Below are 16441 nucleotides of genomic sequence, written 5' to 3'. Positions count from 1 at the left end.
GCGGGGCCGAGCCCGCGAGAGCGGCATCCAGAAATCGGGCCCGAGGTCCTGTCCGATGACTGACGGTCATCACGACCGACGGCACCTGGTCCTCGCACTGGGAGCACTCGGTGGCTCTGACCGAGCAGGGGCCGCTGGTGCTCACCGCCCTTGATGGCGGCAAGGCGAAGCCGGCCGAGTTCGGCATCACGGCGGCGCCGGACCCGCCGGCGTAAGCGCCCGCCGTTCGTTTCCCGCCGTTCGTTTTCTGCCGGCCGGTCGCCCCGCGCGGCCGGTCCGCGCCGTTGTGCCGCCCCGGTCGCATAAGAATCACCCCCATGGGGCAGACTTCCTCGATTCGCCTTTCCGGGTGCGCCGACGTAGACTGACTCGTCGGCTCTTGTGCACCCGCATGCCTGCATGCTCACAATCGGTGCACGGCGGAGTCGATCAAGGTAGTCGATTCGAAGGGCGAAGCGTGGCCAAGAAGCAAGGTGCCATCGAGATCGAGGGCACTGTCGTCGAGTCTCTGCCGAACGCCATGTTCAAGGTCGAGCTCCAGAACGGCCACCAGGTCCTGGCACACATCAGCGGCAAGATGCGCATGCACTACATCCGTATCCTCCCTGACGACCGGGTCGTGGTGGAGCTGTCTCCGTACGACCTGACGCGTGGCCGGATCGTCTACCGGTACAAGTAGATCTTGCCCGCGCCCCGGGCCCGCCCGGAGCGATGGCACTGACCCGGAGAACCTCACCCCATGAAGGTCAAGCCGAGCGTCAAGAAGATCTGCGACAAGTGCAGGGTGATCCGCCGTCACGGCCGGGTCATGGTCATCTGCGAGAACCCGCGCCACAAGCAGCGCCAGGGCTGACGCACGACCGTTTCCCTCTGCACCTCTATCGCAGAGTTTCGCGCGACGCGAGCTGAATATGTTCATACGCAGAGCCCGAGCCATCCAGCTCGACACCCCCGGTTCGGAGGCCGGGGACCCGGTTCGTACCTGGTACGGCGGCCGGGAGCCGGTTCTGTGGAAGACCTCCGAAGATTCACCAGGAGCCATTGAATGGCACGCGTTTCCGGTGTTGACATCCCGCGCGAAAAGCGCGTGGAGGTCGCCCTCACCTACGTGTTCGGCATCGGCCGGACCCTCTCCAAGGAGACGCTGGCTGCGACCGGCGTCGACCCGAACACCCGCGTCCGCGACCTGACGGAAGAGCAGCTCGTCGCGATCCGCGAGTACGTCGACAACAACATCAAGACCGAGGGTGACCTCCGTCGCGAGATCCAGGCCGACATCCGCCGCAAGGTCGAGATCGGCTGCTACCAGGGTCTCCGTCACCGTCGCGGTCTGCCCGTCCGCGGTCAGCGCACCAGCACCAACGCCCGTACCCGCAAGGGCCCGCGTCGCGCCATCGCCGGCAAGAAGAAGCCGGGCAAGAAGTAGTCCGCAGCGGACGCCTGTCCACGGTCTTCGCTGTAGGACCGACCACCTCCCGTAGGAGTTAATAGATGCCCCCCAAGGGTCGTCAGGGCGCTGCCAAGAAGGTGCGCCGCAAGGAAAAGAAGAACGTCGCTCACGGCCACGCGCACATCAAGAGCACGTTCAACAACACGATCGTCTCGATCACGGACCCGTCCGGCAACGTGATCTCCTGGGCCTCCGCCGGCCACGTCGGCTTCAAGGGCTCCCGGAAGTCCACGCCGTTCGCCGCGCAGATGGCCGCCGAGTCGGCCGCCCGCCGCGCCCAGGAGCACGGCATGCGCAAGGTCGACGTGTTCGTGAAGGGTCCGGGCTCCGGTCGCGAGACCGCGATCCGTTCCCTCCAGGCCACGGGCCTCGAGGTCGGCTCCATCCAGGACGTCACCCCGACCCCGCACAACGGCTGCCGCCCGCCGAAGCGTCGTCGCGTCTGACGCACGCCGCTTCGACTGGCTGGGGTTCCGGGCGGTACGGCTCTTTCGGGTCGTGCCGCCCGTACCCTTGCAGTACCCGCGCTTTTCCCGGGCGCGGTCTCCGTCGGACGTCAAATAGCGGGCGTCCACGAAAGAAGGATCTGATCCACACATGCTGATCGCTCAGCGTCCCTCGTTGACCGAAGAGGTCGTCGACGAGTTCCGCTCCCGGTTCGTGATCGAGCCGCTGGAGCCGGGCTTCGGCTACACCCTCGGCAACTCCCTGCGCCGTACGCTCCTCTCCTCGATCCCGGGTGCCGCCGTCACCTCGATCCGGATCGACGGTGTCCTGCACGAGTTCACCACCGTGCCGGGCGTCAAGGAGGACGTCACCGACCTGATCCTCAACATCAAGCAGCTGGTCGTCTCCTCGGAGCACGACGAGCCGGTCGTGATGTACCTGCGCAAGCAGGGCCCGGGTCTGGTCACCGCCGCCGACATCGCGCCCCCGGCCGGTGTCGAGGTGCACAACCCCGACCTCGTCCTCGCCACGCTGAACGGCAAGGGCAAGCTGGAGATGGAGCTGACCGTCGAGCGCGGTCGCGGCTACGTCTCCGCCGTGCAGAACAAGCAGGTGGGCCAGGAGATCGGCCGCATCCCGGTCGACTCCATCTACTCGCCGGTGCTGAAGGTCACGTACAAGGTCGAGGCCACGCGTGTCGAGCAGCGCACCGACTTCGACAAGCTGATCGTCGACGTCGAGACCAAGCAGGCGATGCGTCCGCGTGACGCCATGGCCTCCGCCGGCAAGACCCTGGTCGAGCTGTTCGGTCTCGCCCGCGAGCTGAACATCGACGCCGAGGGCATCGACATGGGCCCGTCCCCGACGGACGCCGCCCTGGCCGCGGACCTGGCGCTGCCGATCGAGGAGCTGGAGCTCACCGTTCGGTCGTACAACTGCCTCAAGCGCGAGGGCATCCACTCCGTGGGTGAGCTGGTCGCGCGCAGCGAGGCCGACCTGCTGGACATCCGCAACTTCGGTGCGAAGTCCATCGACGAGGTCAAGGCGAAGCTGGCCGGCATGGGCCTGGCCCTGAAGGACAGCCCGCCCGGATTCGACCCGACGGCCGCCGCGGACGCCTTCGGCGCGGACGACGACGCGGACGCGGGTTTCGTGGAGACCGAGCAGTACTGAGCGCTCCGCGGGGAGGCCGTACTGCGTCTGCGGGCCGGTCGTGGCCGGTCGCGCAGTTCCCCGCGCCCCTTCCAGGCCCTTCGGGGCCTGGATCTCCGACGGGCAACCGCTCGCTCGGATACTGACCCCGGTACCTGATACGGCCGGGGCAGAGACACAGGAGAGACAACATGCCGAAGCCCACCAAGGGTGCCCGTCTGGGCGGCAGCGCCGCGCACGAGAAGCTGCTCCTCGCGAACCTCGCGAAGAGCCTCTTCGAGCACGGCAAGATCACGACCACCGAGGCGAAGGCCCGCCGCCTGCGCCCGTACGCCGAGCGTCTGATCACCAAGGCGAAGAAGGGTGACCTTCACAACCGCCGCCAGGTGCTTCAGGTGATCACGGACAAGAGCGTCGTCCACACGCTCTTCACCGAGATCGGCCCGCGCTACGAGAACCGCCCGGGTGGTTACACCCGCATCACCAAGATCGGTAACCGCCGTGGCGACAACGCGCCCATGGCCGTCATCGAGCTGGTCGAGGCGCTGACGGTGCAGCAGAACGCCGTGGGCGAGGCCGAGGCCGCGACCAAGCGTGCGGTCAAGGAGGCCGAGGAGGCCAAGGCCGAGCAGACGAAGGCCGAGGAGACCGAGGCCGCCGAGGCTCCCGCCGAGGAGTCGAAGGACGCGTAAGCGTTCTGCCGGGGAGCGGCCGTCGGCGGCTGCGGCTCCGTCGTGGCTTGTCGCGCAGTTCCCCGCGCCCCTTTAGGGCGTTGGCGGGCCCGTTCCTTTCGAGGAGCGGGCCCGCTTTCGTGTTTTGAGAGGATTCCCCCGTGAGTGACGAAGTACAGCCCGGTTACGTCCGTGTCCGTCTCGATCTGTCCTACGACGGCTCCGCCTTCCACGGCTGGGCCAAGCAGGCCGGGGGCAGGCGGACCGTGCAGGGGGAGATCGAGGACGCGCTGCGGACGGTCACGCGGTCCAAGGAGACGTACGAGCTGACCGTGGCCGGGCGCACCGATGCCGGGGTGCACGCCCGGGGGCAGGTGGCGCACGTCGATCTGCCCGGGGAGCTGTGGCGCGAGCACCACCAGAAGCTGCTGAAGCGGCTGGCCGGCCGACTGCCGAAGGACGTCCGGGTGTGGGCGCTGCGCGAGGCGCCGAGCGGGTTCAACGCGCGGTTCTCGGCGGTGTGGCGGCGCTACGCCTACCGGGTCACCGACAATCCCGGGGGAGTGGACCCGCTGCTGCGGAACCACGTGCTGTGGCACGACTGGCCGCTCGACGTGGACGCCATGAACGAGGCCGCGCGGGCGCTGCTCGGGGAGCACGACTTCGCCGCCTACTGCAAGAAGCGCGAGGGCGCGACCACGATCCGTACGCTCCAGGAGCTGAGCCTGGTGCGGGGCGAGGACGGGATCATCACCGCGACCGTGCGGGCGGACGCCTTCTGCCACAACATGGTGCGCTCGCTGATCGGCGCGCTGCTGTTCGTCGGGGACGGGCACCGGGGGCCGGAGTGGCCGGGGAAGGTGCTGGCCGCGGGCGTACGGGACTCCGCCGTGCATGTCGTACGGCCGCACGGGCTGACGCTGGAGGAGGTCGGCTATCCGGCCGACGAGCTGCTGGCGGCCCGGAGCAAGGAGGCCCGGAACAAGCGCTCGCTTCCCGGACTTCCGGGATGCGAAACCTGTTAGTTACGTCGCATTTCGCAGCGCTTACGTCCCATATCCGGACTTGCAGGGCGTATTGGCCCTTACTGACTCTTACGCGTTTCATACCGCTCGGATACAGTTGCGCGTTCCGGCCACACGTTCGATCACGCGGCCGGGTTTGGCTGGGGGGTCGACGGGTCGGTAGGGCCCGGGGTGGGACAACGGAATGACTTCAGTGGATTCCGTGCGGGCCGGGGGGCGTCGCGCGGCACGGCAAAGTGGCGGGCGGCGACGGGCCGGGCGGGGCGGAACGGCCGCGCTGGGACTGCTGCCGCTCCCGCCGACCGACAAGGAGAAGTACTCCTACGCGCGACGGCACCTGTGGATCCTGACGATCAGCTCGCTGATCAGCTTCTGCTGCCTGGTGCTGAGCCAGTTCAAGCTGGCGGCGTCCACCCCGGTGCTGTGGATCTACACGCCGCTGCTCGCCTTCACGGTGATCTACTACCTGGTGTCACTGCGGGTGAACGGCTTCACCCGGGACTTCGACATCGCCCACCACCGACGGCTGGTGCAGAACTGGCGGCCCGAGGTGTACCCGAGCGTGGACGTGTTCCTGCCGGTGTGCGGTGAGCCCATCGAGGTGCTGCACAACACCTGGCGGCACGTGCGCGCGATGGCCGACCGGTACCCCGGGGTCTGCGTGCCGTTCGTGCTGGACGACGGCGCGAGCCCCGAGCTGGCGGCGATGGCCCGGGACTTCGGCTTCCGCTACGGCACCCGGAAGAACCGGGGCTGGTTCAAGAAGGCCGGCAACCTCCACTTCGGCTTCGCCCAGTCCGACGGCGAGTACATCCTCATCCTGGACGCCGACTTCACCCCGCGCGCCGATCTGCTTCAGGAACTGCTGCCGTACATGGACGACGATCCGCGGATCGGCATCGTCCAGTCCCCGCAGTACTTCCGGGTGCTCGACTCGCAGAACTGGATCGAGCGCGGCGCGGGCGCGGTGCAGGAGCTGTTCTACCGCTCCGTGCAGGTCTCCCGGCAGGGCAGCGACGGCGCCATCTGCGTCGGCTCCTGCGCGATCTACCGGCGGGCGGCGCTGGAGACCAACGGGGGCACGACGCTGATCGAGCACTCCGAGGACGTGCACACCGGGTTCGATCTGCGCGGGCTCGGCTGGGACCTCAGGTATGTGCCGGTCGCGGTGTCCACCGGGGTCTGCCCGGACAGCGCGGGTGCCTTCTTCAACCAGCAGTACCGCTGGTGCTCGGGCTCGATGAGCCTGCTCGGCAGCCGTAAGTTCTGGCAGGCGAAGATCAAGCTGTCCAGCCGGCTGTGCTACATGTCCGGCTTCTTCTACTACATCCACACCGCGCTGTTCACCTTCGCGGCCCCGGTCATCCCGATCGTGCTGCTGCTGGTGATGCCGGAGAAGCTCAAGGTCGAGCATCTGCTGCTGGTGCTGCCCAGCATCCTCTACACCACGATCATCTTCCCGATGTGGCACCGGGCGCCCTACCGCCTGGAGGCCTGGGCGACCCGGATGATGTACGGCTGGGCGCACGTCTTCGCCATCTGGGACATCCTGCGCAAGAACCGCATGGGCTGGCAGCCGACGGGTTCCTCCGGCGCCAAGAAGAACAAGACGCGGCGGTTCTGGATCGGCATGTGGGTCTGGAGCGGCGGCACGGCGCTGGTGTGGGTCACCGCGGCGGTGTACCGGACGTTCACCATGAACGCCCCGGACTTCGCCCTGATCCTGTCCTCGGGGCTGTTCTACGCGCTGGTCGTCGGCCGTGTGCTGGTGCAGCCGCGGTCCGGGGCGGAGGCCGCCTGATGCGACTGAGGAAACGATTCCGTATGACCGGCGCGGCCCTGGCCTGCGCCCTGGCCGGCGTTCTCGCGCTCGGCGGCTGCTCGCTGCTCGGTGACGACTCCGGGGGCTCTTCGGAGACCGGCGGCGCGGGCGCCCCGCGCTCCTCGGCGAGCCCCCAGGACATCCCCTACGACGTCACGCCCCTGATCAAGCCGGCGAAGAAGTACTACGGGGCGGCCGTGCCGGGCGCGCCGATCTCCATGAAGAACATCGACGTGTACACGTCGAGGACCGGCAAGCAGCCCAACCTGATCGAGTACTACGCCGCCTGGGGCGACGGCTTCGACGCCACCGGTGTGCGCAACGCCTGGGCCGAGGGCGCCCTGACGCTGATGTCCTGGGAGCCCTTCGACACCTCCCTCGCCGACATCGCGGCGGGCAGGTCGGACGCGTACATCAAGGAGTACGCGACCGCCGTGCGCAAGCTGAACCTGCCCGTGGTGATGGACTTCGCGGACGAGTTCAACGGGCACTGGGAGAAGTGGGGCACGAAGCACGCGACCCCGGCCCAGTACGTGGCCGCCTGGCGCCACATCCACCAGACCTTCGTCGACGTCGGCGCCACCAACGTCATCTGGGCCTGGGCGCCCAACATCGTCAACCCGGTGAAGAACGTACGGCTCAAGCCGTACTACCCGGGTGACGCCTACGTGGACTGGATCGGTCTGGTCGGCTACTTCACGATCGGCCAGGACAACGCCTTCGACAGCGTCTTCGGGCCGACCCGCGACGAGATCCGCACCTTCACCAAGAAGCCGATGCTGCTGCTGGAGACCGCGGCCATGCCCGGCGAGCGGCGGCGGGCCGATGTCCGCAACCTGTTCGCGGGCGTCGCGGCGGACGACGACATGCTCGGTTTCATCTGGTTCGACTACAAAAAGCGCGCCGACTGGCGGCTGGAAGCGAGCCCGCTGGCGCTGGAGGAGTTCAAGCGCCTGGCCGCCGACGACCGTTTCGGCTTCGACGTACGGAAGCCGTCATGACCTCTCGTCCCGAGTACTACACCCCGCAGCCCTACGACCCGTACGCCGAGGAGGAGCAGCAGGGCGGCTGGTTCAACTCCGACGGCTACCTCCCGCGCCGGCCGCAGGGGCACGAGGTCCCGCAGGGGTACGAGGTCCCGCAGGGCTACTACGAGATCCCCCAGGGGTACGACACCCCGCAGGACTACGGGGTCGCCCAGGGGCACCCGGTCCCGCAGGGGTACGACACCCCGCAGGGCTACCAGCAGGTCCCTCAGGAGTACGACACCCCGCAGGGCTACCCGCACGTCCCCCAGGAGTACGACGTACCCGAGGCGTACGGGTACGACCCCGGGGTCCACGCGTACCAGCAGCCGGCCGACCAGCCGGCGTACCCCGCGCAGACCGCCGAGGAAGAGCCGGCCGCACCCGCCGAGCCCGGGTACCACGTGCCCGAGACACCCGAGGTCGGCTGGGACATGGCCGCCAGCCGACGGCGCGCCTGGGTCAGCCGGGCCGTGCTGCTGTGCGTGCTGGCCGTCCAGGCGGTGCTCTCGCTGCGCCTGGCCAACACCGCGTTCCAGGACGAGGCCCTCTACCTCGCGGCCGGCCACGCCGAGCTCCAGCACCTGCTGCACGGCACCCCGCTGCCCATCGACTACGCGGCCTACTTCTCCGGCTCGCCGCAGCTGTACCCGGTGCTCGCCGCCGCCGTGGACGACGTGCTCGGGCTCACCGGGGCGCGCCTGCTGAGCCTGGCGTTCATGCTGGGCACCACCGGGCTGCTGTACTCCTTCACCCGGCGGCTGTTCAACGAGCGGGCCGCGCTGGCCGGCGCCGCCCTGTTCGCCGTGGTGCAGTCCACGGTCGTCATGGGCTACTTCGCCACCTACGACGCCGCCGCGGTGTTCCTGCTGGCCCTGGCCACCTGGATCGTCGTACGCACCGACCGGGCGCCGGTGGCCGCCGTGCTGCTCGCCGTCCCCGTCGCCGTCCTCGCCGTCGGCGTGAAGTACGCGGCCGGCCTGTACCTGCCGACCATCGTCGTGCTCGCGCTGCTCACCGGCTGGCCGCACCAGGGGCGCAAGGCGTTCCTCCGCATGCTGCTGCTCGCGCTCGGCATCGGCGCGGTGCTGGGGATCGGCATGTACGGCACCGACCTGATGGACGGCGTGCGGCAGACCACCACCGACCGCGACCACGGCTCCGACAGCGCAGCCTTCCTGCTCCGGCGGTCCGGCGAGTGGGGCGGGCTGATGTTCCTCACCGCCGTCGGCGGCGCGGTCTCCTACGTGCGGCGCAGCCGGATGAACGAGTCCCCGGCCGCCCAGCGGCTCGGCAACCCCGGATGGCGCTGGCGGGCGCTGCTCGGCCTGCTGCTGTGCGGCACCGCGCTGCTCGCGCCCGCCTACCAGATGCACCTGGGCACCGTCGTCTCGCTGTTCAAGCACGTCGGCTTCGGCCTGCTGTTCGCCGCCCCGATGGCCGGGGTGGGCGTCACCCGGCTGATCGGCGCCCACTTCCGCTACCCCCAGCTCGGCATCATGCTGTGGACCGCGACGCTCTGCCTCGGCATCTCGCAGGCGGACTGGCGCTTCGGCGTCTGGCCCGACTCCTCGAAGATGATCCGGGCCATCGACTCCCACGTGGACCGCGAGGGCCACTACCTCGCCTCCACCCCCGAGGTGCCCGTCTACTACCTGCGGGACAAGACCACCCACCGGCAGTGGCAGGGCGTGTTCGCCCTGGAGTACACGGACAAGAAGGGCACGTACCACCAGGGCGACGACGCCTACCGGGCGGCGCTGCGCGACGGCGAGTTCGACCTGATCGTCCTGGACGGCCTCACCAACCCGCGGGTGGACGCCATCGTCGCGGACGCGGTCAAGGGCAACCCGCACTACCGGCTCCTGGCCGACCTGCCCTTCCGCAACTCCAGCGGCACCGGTCACTACCGCATCTGGACCAAGACCTCCTGACCGCGGGTCCGAAGCGAGAAAGGCCGTCCTCATGCGGCTCACCGTCATCGGCACCGGCTATCTCGGTGCCACCCACGCCGCCTGCATGGCCGAACTGGGCCACGAGGTGCTCGGCGTCGACGCCGACCCGGAGAAGGCCGCCGCGCTCGGCGCCGGGCGGGTGCCCTTCCACGAGCCGGGCCTGCCCGAGCTGATCGCGCGGCACACCGCGAGCGGCAGGCTGCGGTTCACCACCTCCTACGCGGAGGCCGGGGCCTTCGGCGAGGTCCACTTCGTGTGCGTGGGCACCCCGCAGCGCGCCGGCAGCGACGCCGCCGACCTGAGCCAGGTGGACGCGGCCTTCGCCGCCCTGGCCGCGCACGCCGCGCCGGACGCGCTGCTCGTCGGCAAGTCGACCGTGCCCGTCGGCACGGCCGAGCGGCTGGCCCGGACGTACGACGCGGAGATCGCCTGGAACCCGGAGTTCCTGCGCGAGGGCTTCGCCGTCCAGGACACACTGCGCCCGGACCGGCTGGTGTTCGGCGTGGCGTCACAGCGCGCCGAGGCTGTGCTGCGCGAGGTGTACGCGCCGGTCCTCGCCGCCGGCACCCCGCTGGTCACCGCCGACTTCCCGACCGCCGAGCTGGTCAAGACGGCCGCCAACGCCTTCCTCGCCACCAAGATCTCCTTCATCAACGCGATGGCCGAGGTCTGCGAGGCGGCCGGCGGCGACGTGCGCACGCTCGCCGAGGCGCTCGGCCACGACGACCGGATCGGGGCGAAGTTCCTGCGCGCCGGTGTGGGATTCGGCGGCGGCTGTCTGCCCAAGGACATCCGCGCCTTCGCGCACCGGGCCGGCGAGCTGGGCGTCCCGCTCGGGCTGCTGCGCGAGGTGGACGCGATCAACATGCGGCGCCGGGACCGGGTGGTGGAGCTGGCCCGCGAGCTGTGCGGGGGAGCGGTGCTCGGCGCCCGGGTCGCCGTCCTCGGCGCCGCCTTCAAGCCCGGCTCGGACGACATCCGCGACTCGCCCGCACTGGCCGTGGCCGCCCGGCTGCGGCTGGAGGGCGCCGACGTCACCGTGTACGACCCTCAGGCCGCGGACAACGCGCGCAAGGCGTTCCCGCTGCTGGGATACGCGGGCACCGTCGAGGACGCGCTGCGCGGGGCCGACCTGGTCCTGCATCTGACCGAGTGGCCGCAGTTCCGGGAGATCGACCCGGAGCGGGCGGCGACGCTGGTGGCCCGGCCGCGCATCGTGGACGGGCGAGGGGGGCTCGACGCGGACCGCTGGGCCGCGGCGGGCTGGTGGTTCCGGGCACCGGGCAGGCCGGTGCCCGCAGGGGAGGGACAGTGATGGCACAGAGCGAGGCGGCCCGGGTCACCGTGGTGATGCCGACCTACAACGAGGCGGCGAACCTGCCGGGCATGGCCGAGGCCGTGCTCGGGCTGGAGCTGGACGGGCTCCAGCTGAAGATCGTCGACGACTCCAGCCCGGACGGCACCGGGCGGATCGCCGAGGAGTTGGCCGAGAAGTACAACGGCGACGGCCGCACCCGGATGAGCGTGCTGCACCGCACCGAGAAGGACGGGCTGGGCCGGGCGTACACCGCCGGGATGTCCGCCGCGCTGGACGAGGGCGCCGAGTACGTCGTCCAGATGGACGCCGACGGCAGCCACCCGGTGGAGGCGGTGCCCCGCATGCTCCAGGCGGCCCTCGACTCCGGCGCCGGGCTGGTGGTCGGCAGCCGCTACGTCGAGGGCGGGTCGCTGGACGAGGAGTGGGCCGCCCACCGGGTGCTGCTGTCCCGGTTCGCCAACCGGTACGCGCGCGCCGTCCTCGGCACCGACATCCAGGACATCACGGCCGGGTTCAACCTGTGGTCGGCGCGGACCCTGCGGGACGTCGGCCTGACGTCCCTGGACAGCGCCGGCTACAGCTTCCAGGTGGAGCTGAAGTACCGGGCCGTCCGGGCCGGGCACACGGCCGTGGAGATCCCCATCCGGTTCGCCGAGCGCACCGAGGGCGAGTCCAAGATGACGCTGCGCACCCAGCTGGAGTCGGCGGTGCTGCCGCTGCGGCTGCGGCTGAAGCGGTACTAGCGGCCGGGGGCGGCAACCGGCCGGTGCGGCCGCCGGGCGGGCCGGCTACCGGGCGGCGGCCTCGGCCTGCTCCTGGCCGCGGCGGTGGATCTGGTTCACGGTGAACTGGGCCAGGCTGTTGCCGGCGCCGAAGACGGCGGTGTCGTTCTTGGTGACGTCCTTGCCGGTGGTGAAGCCGGAGATGGTGAAGTAGGCGTAGCGGCCGTAGGCATTGCGCGTGGAGCGGCAGAAGGCCCCGTCGCAGAAGGGCTTGACGCCGCCCTTGCCGTACAGCGAGCGGACGATGGACCGGTCGTCGGTCTGTGCCTTGGCCCGGCCGGCCCGCGCCGCGTCGTCGAAGACGGCGACGCCCACGGTGACCGCGATGTCGCCGTGGGTGTAGGTGGCGCGCAGCAGGCGGGTGCAGCCGTTGGCGGTGAGGACGCGCGGCAGGGTGCCGCCGGCGACCGAGGCGCAGGCGGAGGTGTCGTCCGTGGCGCCCTTCGTGTACACGGTGTCGCCGAGGGTGAGCTGCTTGCCGGGGAAGAGCGTGTCGGGGCCGAGCGGAGCGGTGTCCTTCTTGGCGCTGGATATGAAGTCCGCGGGGTTCAGCGGCGGCGGCGCGCTGGTCGGTTCGAAGGACGGCGTCGCGCTGCCGGTGCCGGGTATGGAGGCGGTGGCGGGCAGGTTGCTCGGGCCGGCCTCGGGGTCACCGCCGTTCGCGGAGACCACGGCCACGGCGACCGCGGTGCCTATCGCGACCGTGGCCAGCGCCCCGCCGGCTATGAACAGCAGCTTGCGGCGCTTGTTCCGGGTCTCGGAGGCCTCGGCGAGCGCGGCCCAGTCGGGCGTCCCGTCGTCTTCTCCGCTGTTCCACGGCTGCTGCTGGGAATGCGGTTTCCAGGGATCCCACTGAGACTGGGGTCCCCCCTGCCCGTAACTCATGGGGCGCATCTTAGACGGGGGCCCGGTGGCACGGGGGCCGTCCGGTGGCCCGCCTCGTTTTGACCCGCCCGGGGGCCAGCCGGTAACCTGCTTCTTCGTTGTGTATTGGCTTGCTCATTCTCACGGGACGGGCCCTTACACCGGTCCACCGGGCCGATGACCAGCGACCCCACGCACGCGGTTTGCGTCGCCGCCGTGGGTCAAGGCTGTCGTGATCGTTTCGGTGACCTTGTTTAGGACCATTCACTCGAAGCGAAGGCTACGAACCGTGCGTACGTACAGCCCCAAGCCCGGCGATGTGACGCGCCAGTGGCACGTCATCGACGCTCAGGACGTTGTCCTGGGCCGTCTCGCCACCACTGCTGCGACCCTCCTCCGGGGCAAGCACAAGCCGATCTACGCGCCGCACGTCGACGCTGGTGACTTCGTCATCATCATCAACGCCGACAAGGTGCACCTGTCCGGCAACAAGCGGACCCAGAAGATGGCCTACCGCCACTCCGGCTACCCGGGTGGTCTGCGCTCCGTCCGTTACGACGAGCTGCTGGACAAGAACCCGGAGAAGGCCATCGAAAAGGCCGTCAAGGGCATGCTCCCCAAGAACTCCCTGGGCCGTCAGATGCTCTCGAAGCTGAAGGTCTACAAGGGTGACCAGCACCCGCACGCGGCCCAGCAGCCGGTGCCGTTCGAGATCACCCAGGTCGCGCAGTAAGTCCGGCCACCCCCTAAGACTGAAGAGAATCTGAGGAGAATCGTGGCCGAGACCACTGCCGAGCAGCCGCTCGAAGAGCTTGACATCGACAGCTACACCACCGAGTCCGAGGTCCCCGTCGAGGGCGAGTACACCTCGGAGTCCCTGGCCTCCCGCTTCGGCGAGCCGCAGCCGGCCGCCGGCCTGGGCCGCCGCAAGAACGCCATCGCCCGCGTCCGGATCGTCCCGGGCACCGGCAAGTGGAAGATCAACGGTCGCACCCTTGAGGACTACTTCCCGAACAAGGTGCACCAGCAGGAAGTCAACGAGCCGTTCAAGGTCCTTGAGCTCGACGGCCGTTACGACGTCATCGCCCGCATCGCCGGTGGCGGTGTCTCCGGCCAGGCCGGTGCGCTCCGTCTCGGTGTCGCCCGCGCGCTGAACGAGGCCGACGTCGACAACAACCGCGGCCCGCTGAAGAAGGCCGGCTTCCTCAAGCGCGACGACCGTGCGGTCGAGCGGAAGAAGGCCGGTCTGAAGAAGGCCCGCAAGGCTCCGCAGTACAGCAAGCGCTAAGCTTCGCTGCCTGCTCGTACGTGGTACGGGCTTCGGCCCCGCGTACTCCGAACGCCCCGGCGGCACGCCACATGTGCCCCCGGGGCGTTCGCTTATCCCAGCCAAGGGCGTATAACGGCACAAGACGCTCAAAGGCTTGTGTGATCGGATACCGGGTCGCCTGCCACCCGACGCGGCGCGGTCCGCTTCCGACAACGATGCTTCCTCAGGAGGACAAGTGGGACGACTCTTCGGCACGGACGGCGTGCGCGGTGTCGCCAACGCGGATCTGACGGCCGAGCTGGCGCTGGGCCTCTCCGTCGCCGCGGCGCATGTGCTGGCCGAGGCGGGCACCTTCGAGGGCCACAAGCCGACGGCGGTGGTCGGACGGGACCCGCGCGCGTCCGGGGAGTTCCTGGAGGCCGCGGTGGTGGCCGGGCTGGCCAGCGCGGGCGTCGACGTCCTGCGGGTCGGCGTGCTGCCGACGCCCGCGGTGGCGCACCTGACCGGCGCGCTCGGCGCCGACCTCGGCGTGATGCTCTCCGCCAGCCACAACGCCATGCCGGACAACGGCATCAAGTTCTTCGCCCGCGGCGGCCACAAACTCGCCGACGAGCTGGAGGACCGGATCGAGGCGGTCTACGACTCCCACCGGCACGGTGAGCCCTGGCAGCGGCCGACCGGGGCCGGCGTCGGCCGCGTACGGTCGTACGACGAGGGCTTCGAGCAGTACATCGCCCACCTGCTGGCGGTGCTGCCCAACCGGCTCGACGGCCTGAAGATCGTCCTGGACGAAGCGCACGGCGCGGCCTCGGGGGTCTCGCCGGAGGTGTTCGCCCGGGCGGGCGCCCAGGTCGTCACGATCGGTGCCGAGCCGGACGGGCTCAACATCAACGACGGCTGCGGCTCGACCCACCTGGACCTGCTCAAGGCCGCGGTCGTCGAGCACGGCGCGGACCTCGGCATCGCGCACGACGGTGACGCCGACCGCTGCCTGGCCGTGGACCACACCGGCGAGGAGGTGGACGGGGACCAGATCCTCGCCGTGCTCGCGCTGGCCCTGCGGGAGCGGTCCGCGCTGCCCGCCGACACGGTGGTGGCCACCGTGATGTCCAACCTCGGCTTCAAGCTGGCGATGGAACGCGAGGGCATCCGGCTCGTGCAGACGGCCGTGGGCGACCGGTACGTCCTGGAGGAGATGAAGGAGCACGGCTACGCCCTCGGCGGCGAGCAGTCCGGGCACGTCATCATCCTCGACCACGCCACCACCGGCGACGGCACGCTGACCGGCCTGCTGCTGGCGGCGCGGGTCGCCCAGACCGGCCGTACGCTGCGCGAGCTGGCCTCCGTCATGGAGCGGCTGCCGCAGGTCCTGATCAATGTGCCGGACGTGGACAAGTCGCGGGTGAGGACATCCGCGGACCTCGCCGCCGCGGTCGCCGAGGCGGAGCACGAACTCGGCGAGACCGGGCGGGTGTTGCTGCGGCCGTCGGGTACCGAGCCGCTGGTGCGGGTGATGGTCGAGGCCGCGGACATCGAGCAGGCGCGGGCGGTCGCGGGGCGGCTGGCCGACGCGGTGAAGGCGGCGCTCGGGTAGGGCCGCCGGGTCCCGGGTCCGGGGCGGTGGGGGCTGTGCGTTGCGGGCCGCGGGTTCGTCGTGGCCGGTCGCGGCCACGCGGCGGAGCCGCACATCGGCACAGCCCCGCGCCCCTTCAGGAGCGCTTGAGCCGGCGCTCCCAGAAATGCTTCTGGGCGAGCAGCGTGAGGGTCCCCGCCAGCACGATGCCCAGCAGGTTCAGCAGGAGCTGGACGGTCGAGCCGCTGGTCTGTGACGTGTCGCCGTAGGCCAGCGCCACCGCCGCGTTGGCCGCGGCCGGGACCGTGGTCACGGAGATGGCCACGCCCACCAGGGCGCCCGACTTGGCGGAGGTCAGGGACAGGATGCCGGCGACGCCGGCGAGCACGGCCACGACGAAGGAGAACCAGTCGGGGGCGTAGATGAACCCGGTGTTCGGCCGGGCGCCCTCCAGTCGGTCCTCGCTGAACAGCCCGGTCGCGTCCATCAGCAGGCTGAACGCGCTGGTCAAGGCCATGGCCACCGCGAAGCCCACCAGCAGTGCGAGCAGCGAGCGCCAGGCCAGGCGCGGACGGCGCCGTACCAGGGCCGCGCTGATGCCGGCCAGCGGGCCGAACTCCGGGCCGACCGCCATCGCGCCCACGATCAGGATCGCGTTGTCCAGCACCACACCGCAGGCGGCGATCATCGTGGCCAGGGTGATGAAGGCGAGGTAGGTGACCGAGAGCGTCGACTCCTCGTGGGTGGCCTCGATCAGGCCCTCCCACAGCACCGCGTCCGCGCCCTCGCCGGGCGCCTCCTTCTCGGCCTCCTCGGCCCGCCGGGACAGCGACAGGCCGATGTCCTCCACGGCTATGGAACCGGTGTCCTCCAGGCCCAGCCGCCGCAGTCCGGCGATGAGTTCGTCGGCCGCCTCGCGCGCCACGTCGCACAGGACGAGGTCGCCGACGGGGTCGCGGGCGGTGCCGGGCAGGACGACGAGGTGGGTGGTGCCGACCGTCCGCTCGATCAGCCGCACCACCTCCTCCGTCTGCCCGGCCGGGGTGATCAGGCGCAGATGCAGCATGCGCCCATCCAACCGGACCGG

The 16441-nt window shown here is 70.2% G+C and carries 17 protein-coding genes and 1 pseudogene; 16 read left to right on the top strand and 2 right to left on the bottom strand.

Annotation, left to right across the window (positions count from 1 at the left end; genetic code table 11):
- Positions 1-42 precede the first annotated feature (42 nt).
- The 13 genes and pseudogenes from Srubr_RS27895 to Srubr_RS27835 form a co-directional block, all read left to right on the top strand.
- Positions 43-215, top strand: a pseudogene (locus Srubr_RS27895) (type I methionyl aminopeptidase); the annotation flags it as partial.
- Between the two features lie 242 nt (positions 216-457).
- Complete coding sequence (infA, locus tag Srubr_RS27890) at positions 458-679, top strand: translation initiation factor IF-1 (RefSeq protein ID WP_003948620.1); 222 nt, start codon at positions 458-460, stop codon at positions 677-679.
- Positions 680-739: 60 nt separating this feature from the next.
- A complete protein-coding gene (gene rpmJ, locus Srubr_RS27885; protein ID WP_003998809.1) occupies positions 740-853 on the top strand; it encodes a 50S ribosomal protein L36 in 114 nt (37 codons plus the stop codon).
- A gap of 192 nt (positions 854-1045) precedes the next feature.
- Entirely contained in the window at positions 1046-1426 is a 381-nt protein-coding gene (rpsM, locus tag Srubr_RS27880) for a 30S ribosomal protein S13 (protein ID WP_023547369.1), read from the top strand.
- A 65-nt stretch (positions 1427-1491) separates the two neighbouring features.
- On the top strand, positions 1492-1896 hold the full coding sequence (gene rpsK, locus Srubr_RS27875; protein ID WP_003956432.1) for a 30S ribosomal protein S11: 405 nt from the start codon (positions 1492-1494) through the stop codon (positions 1894-1896).
- A 151-nt stretch (positions 1897-2047) separates the two neighbouring features.
- Positions 2048-3070 carry a DNA-directed RNA polymerase subunit alpha gene (locus tag Srubr_RS27870; protein ID WP_003966937.1) on the top strand — a complete coding sequence of 341 codons (1023 nt, stop codon included), beginning with the start codon at positions 2048-2050 and terminating at the stop codon, positions 3068-3070.
- A gap of 170 nt (positions 3071-3240) precedes the next feature.
- Positions 3241-3741, top strand: a complete 501-nt coding sequence (gene rplQ / locus Srubr_RS27865) for a 50S ribosomal protein L17 (RefSeq protein ID WP_189994119.1) — start codon at positions 3241-3243, stop codon at positions 3739-3741.
- Between the two features lie 140 nt (positions 3742-3881).
- Positions 3882-4745 carry a tRNA pseudouridine(38-40) synthase TruA gene (truA, locus tag Srubr_RS27860; protein ID WP_189994117.1) on the top strand — a complete coding sequence of 288 codons (864 nt, stop codon included), beginning with the start codon at positions 3882-3884 and terminating at the stop codon, positions 4743-4745.
- Positions 4746-5127: 382 nt separating this feature from the next.
- The gene (locus Srubr_RS27855) at positions 5128-6546 is read left to right on the top strand and encodes a glycosyltransferase family 2 protein (RefSeq protein ID WP_189994537.1); all 1419 of its coding nucleotides are present in this window, start codon (positions 5128-5130) and stop codon (positions 6544-6546) included.
- Positions 6546-7568 carry a glycoside hydrolase family 26 protein gene (locus tag Srubr_RS27850; RefSeq protein ID WP_189994116.1) on the top strand — a complete coding sequence of 341 codons (1023 nt, stop codon included), beginning with the start codon at positions 6546-6548 and terminating at the stop codon, positions 7566-7568. The genes Srubr_RS27855 and Srubr_RS27850 overlap by 1 nt, the downstream gene beginning before the upstream one ends.
- A complete protein-coding gene (locus Srubr_RS27845; RefSeq protein WP_189994113.1) occupies positions 7565-9526 on the top strand; it encodes a glycosyltransferase family 39 protein in 1962 nt (653 codons plus the stop codon). The genes Srubr_RS27850 and Srubr_RS27845 overlap by 4 nt, the downstream gene beginning before the upstream one ends.
- A gap of 31 nt (positions 9527-9557) precedes the next feature.
- Positions 9558-10862 (top strand): UDP-glucose dehydrogenase family protein, encoded by a 1305-nt coding sequence (locus tag Srubr_RS27840; protein WP_189994111.1) that lies wholly within the window; start codon positions 9558-9560, stop codon positions 10860-10862.
- Entirely contained in the window at positions 10862-11608 is a 747-nt protein-coding gene (locus Srubr_RS27835) for a polyprenol monophosphomannose synthase (RefSeq protein WP_189994109.1), read from the top strand. The genes Srubr_RS27840 and Srubr_RS27835 overlap by 1 nt, the downstream gene beginning before the upstream one ends.
- Before the next feature lie 45 nt (positions 11609-11653).
- On the opposite strand, the gene Srubr_RS27830 is transcribed toward Srubr_RS27835, so the two are convergent.
- Positions 11654-12532, bottom strand: coding sequence for a hypothetical protein (locus tag Srubr_RS27830; RefSeq protein WP_189994107.1), 879 nt, complete (start codon positions 12530-12532; stop codon positions 11654-11656).
- 268 nt (positions 12533-12800) lie between these two features.
- Here Srubr_RS27830 and rplM point away from each other — a divergent pair, with 268 nt between their 5' ends.
- From rplM to glmM, 3 genes are all read left to right on the top strand, one after another.
- Positions 12801-13244 carry a 50S ribosomal protein L13 gene (gene rplM / locus Srubr_RS27825; protein ID WP_014674395.1) on the top strand — a complete coding sequence of 148 codons (444 nt, stop codon included), beginning with the start codon at positions 12801-12803 and terminating at the stop codon, positions 13242-13244.
- A gap of 42 nt (positions 13245-13286) precedes the next feature.
- Complete coding sequence (gene rpsI, locus Srubr_RS27820; RefSeq protein WP_030601145.1) at positions 13287-13799, top strand: 30S ribosomal protein S9; 513 nt, start codon at positions 13287-13289, stop codon at positions 13797-13799.
- A 217-nt stretch (positions 13800-14016) separates the two neighbouring features.
- The gene (gene glmM / locus Srubr_RS27815; RefSeq protein WP_189994105.1) at positions 14017-15375 is read left to right on the top strand and encodes a phosphoglucosamine mutase; all 1359 of its coding nucleotides are present in this window, start codon (positions 14017-14019) and stop codon (positions 15373-15375) included.
- Between the two features lie 115 nt (positions 15376-15490).
- On the opposite strand, the gene Srubr_RS27810 is transcribed toward glmM, so the two are convergent.
- Positions 15491-16420 carry a DUF389 domain-containing protein gene (locus Srubr_RS27810; RefSeq protein ID WP_189994103.1) on the bottom strand — a complete coding sequence of 310 codons (930 nt, stop codon included), beginning with the start codon at positions 16418-16420 and terminating at the stop codon, positions 15491-15493.
- Positions 16421-16441 lie beyond the last annotated feature (21 nt).

Source organism: Streptomyces rubradiris (assembly GCF_016860525.1).
GTDB lineage: Bacteria > Actinomycetota > Actinomycetes > Streptomycetales > Streptomycetaceae > Streptomyces > Streptomyces rubradiris.
Note: the sequence above shows the minus strand (reverse complement) of the source record. Positions and strands in the feature narration are given on the sequence as shown.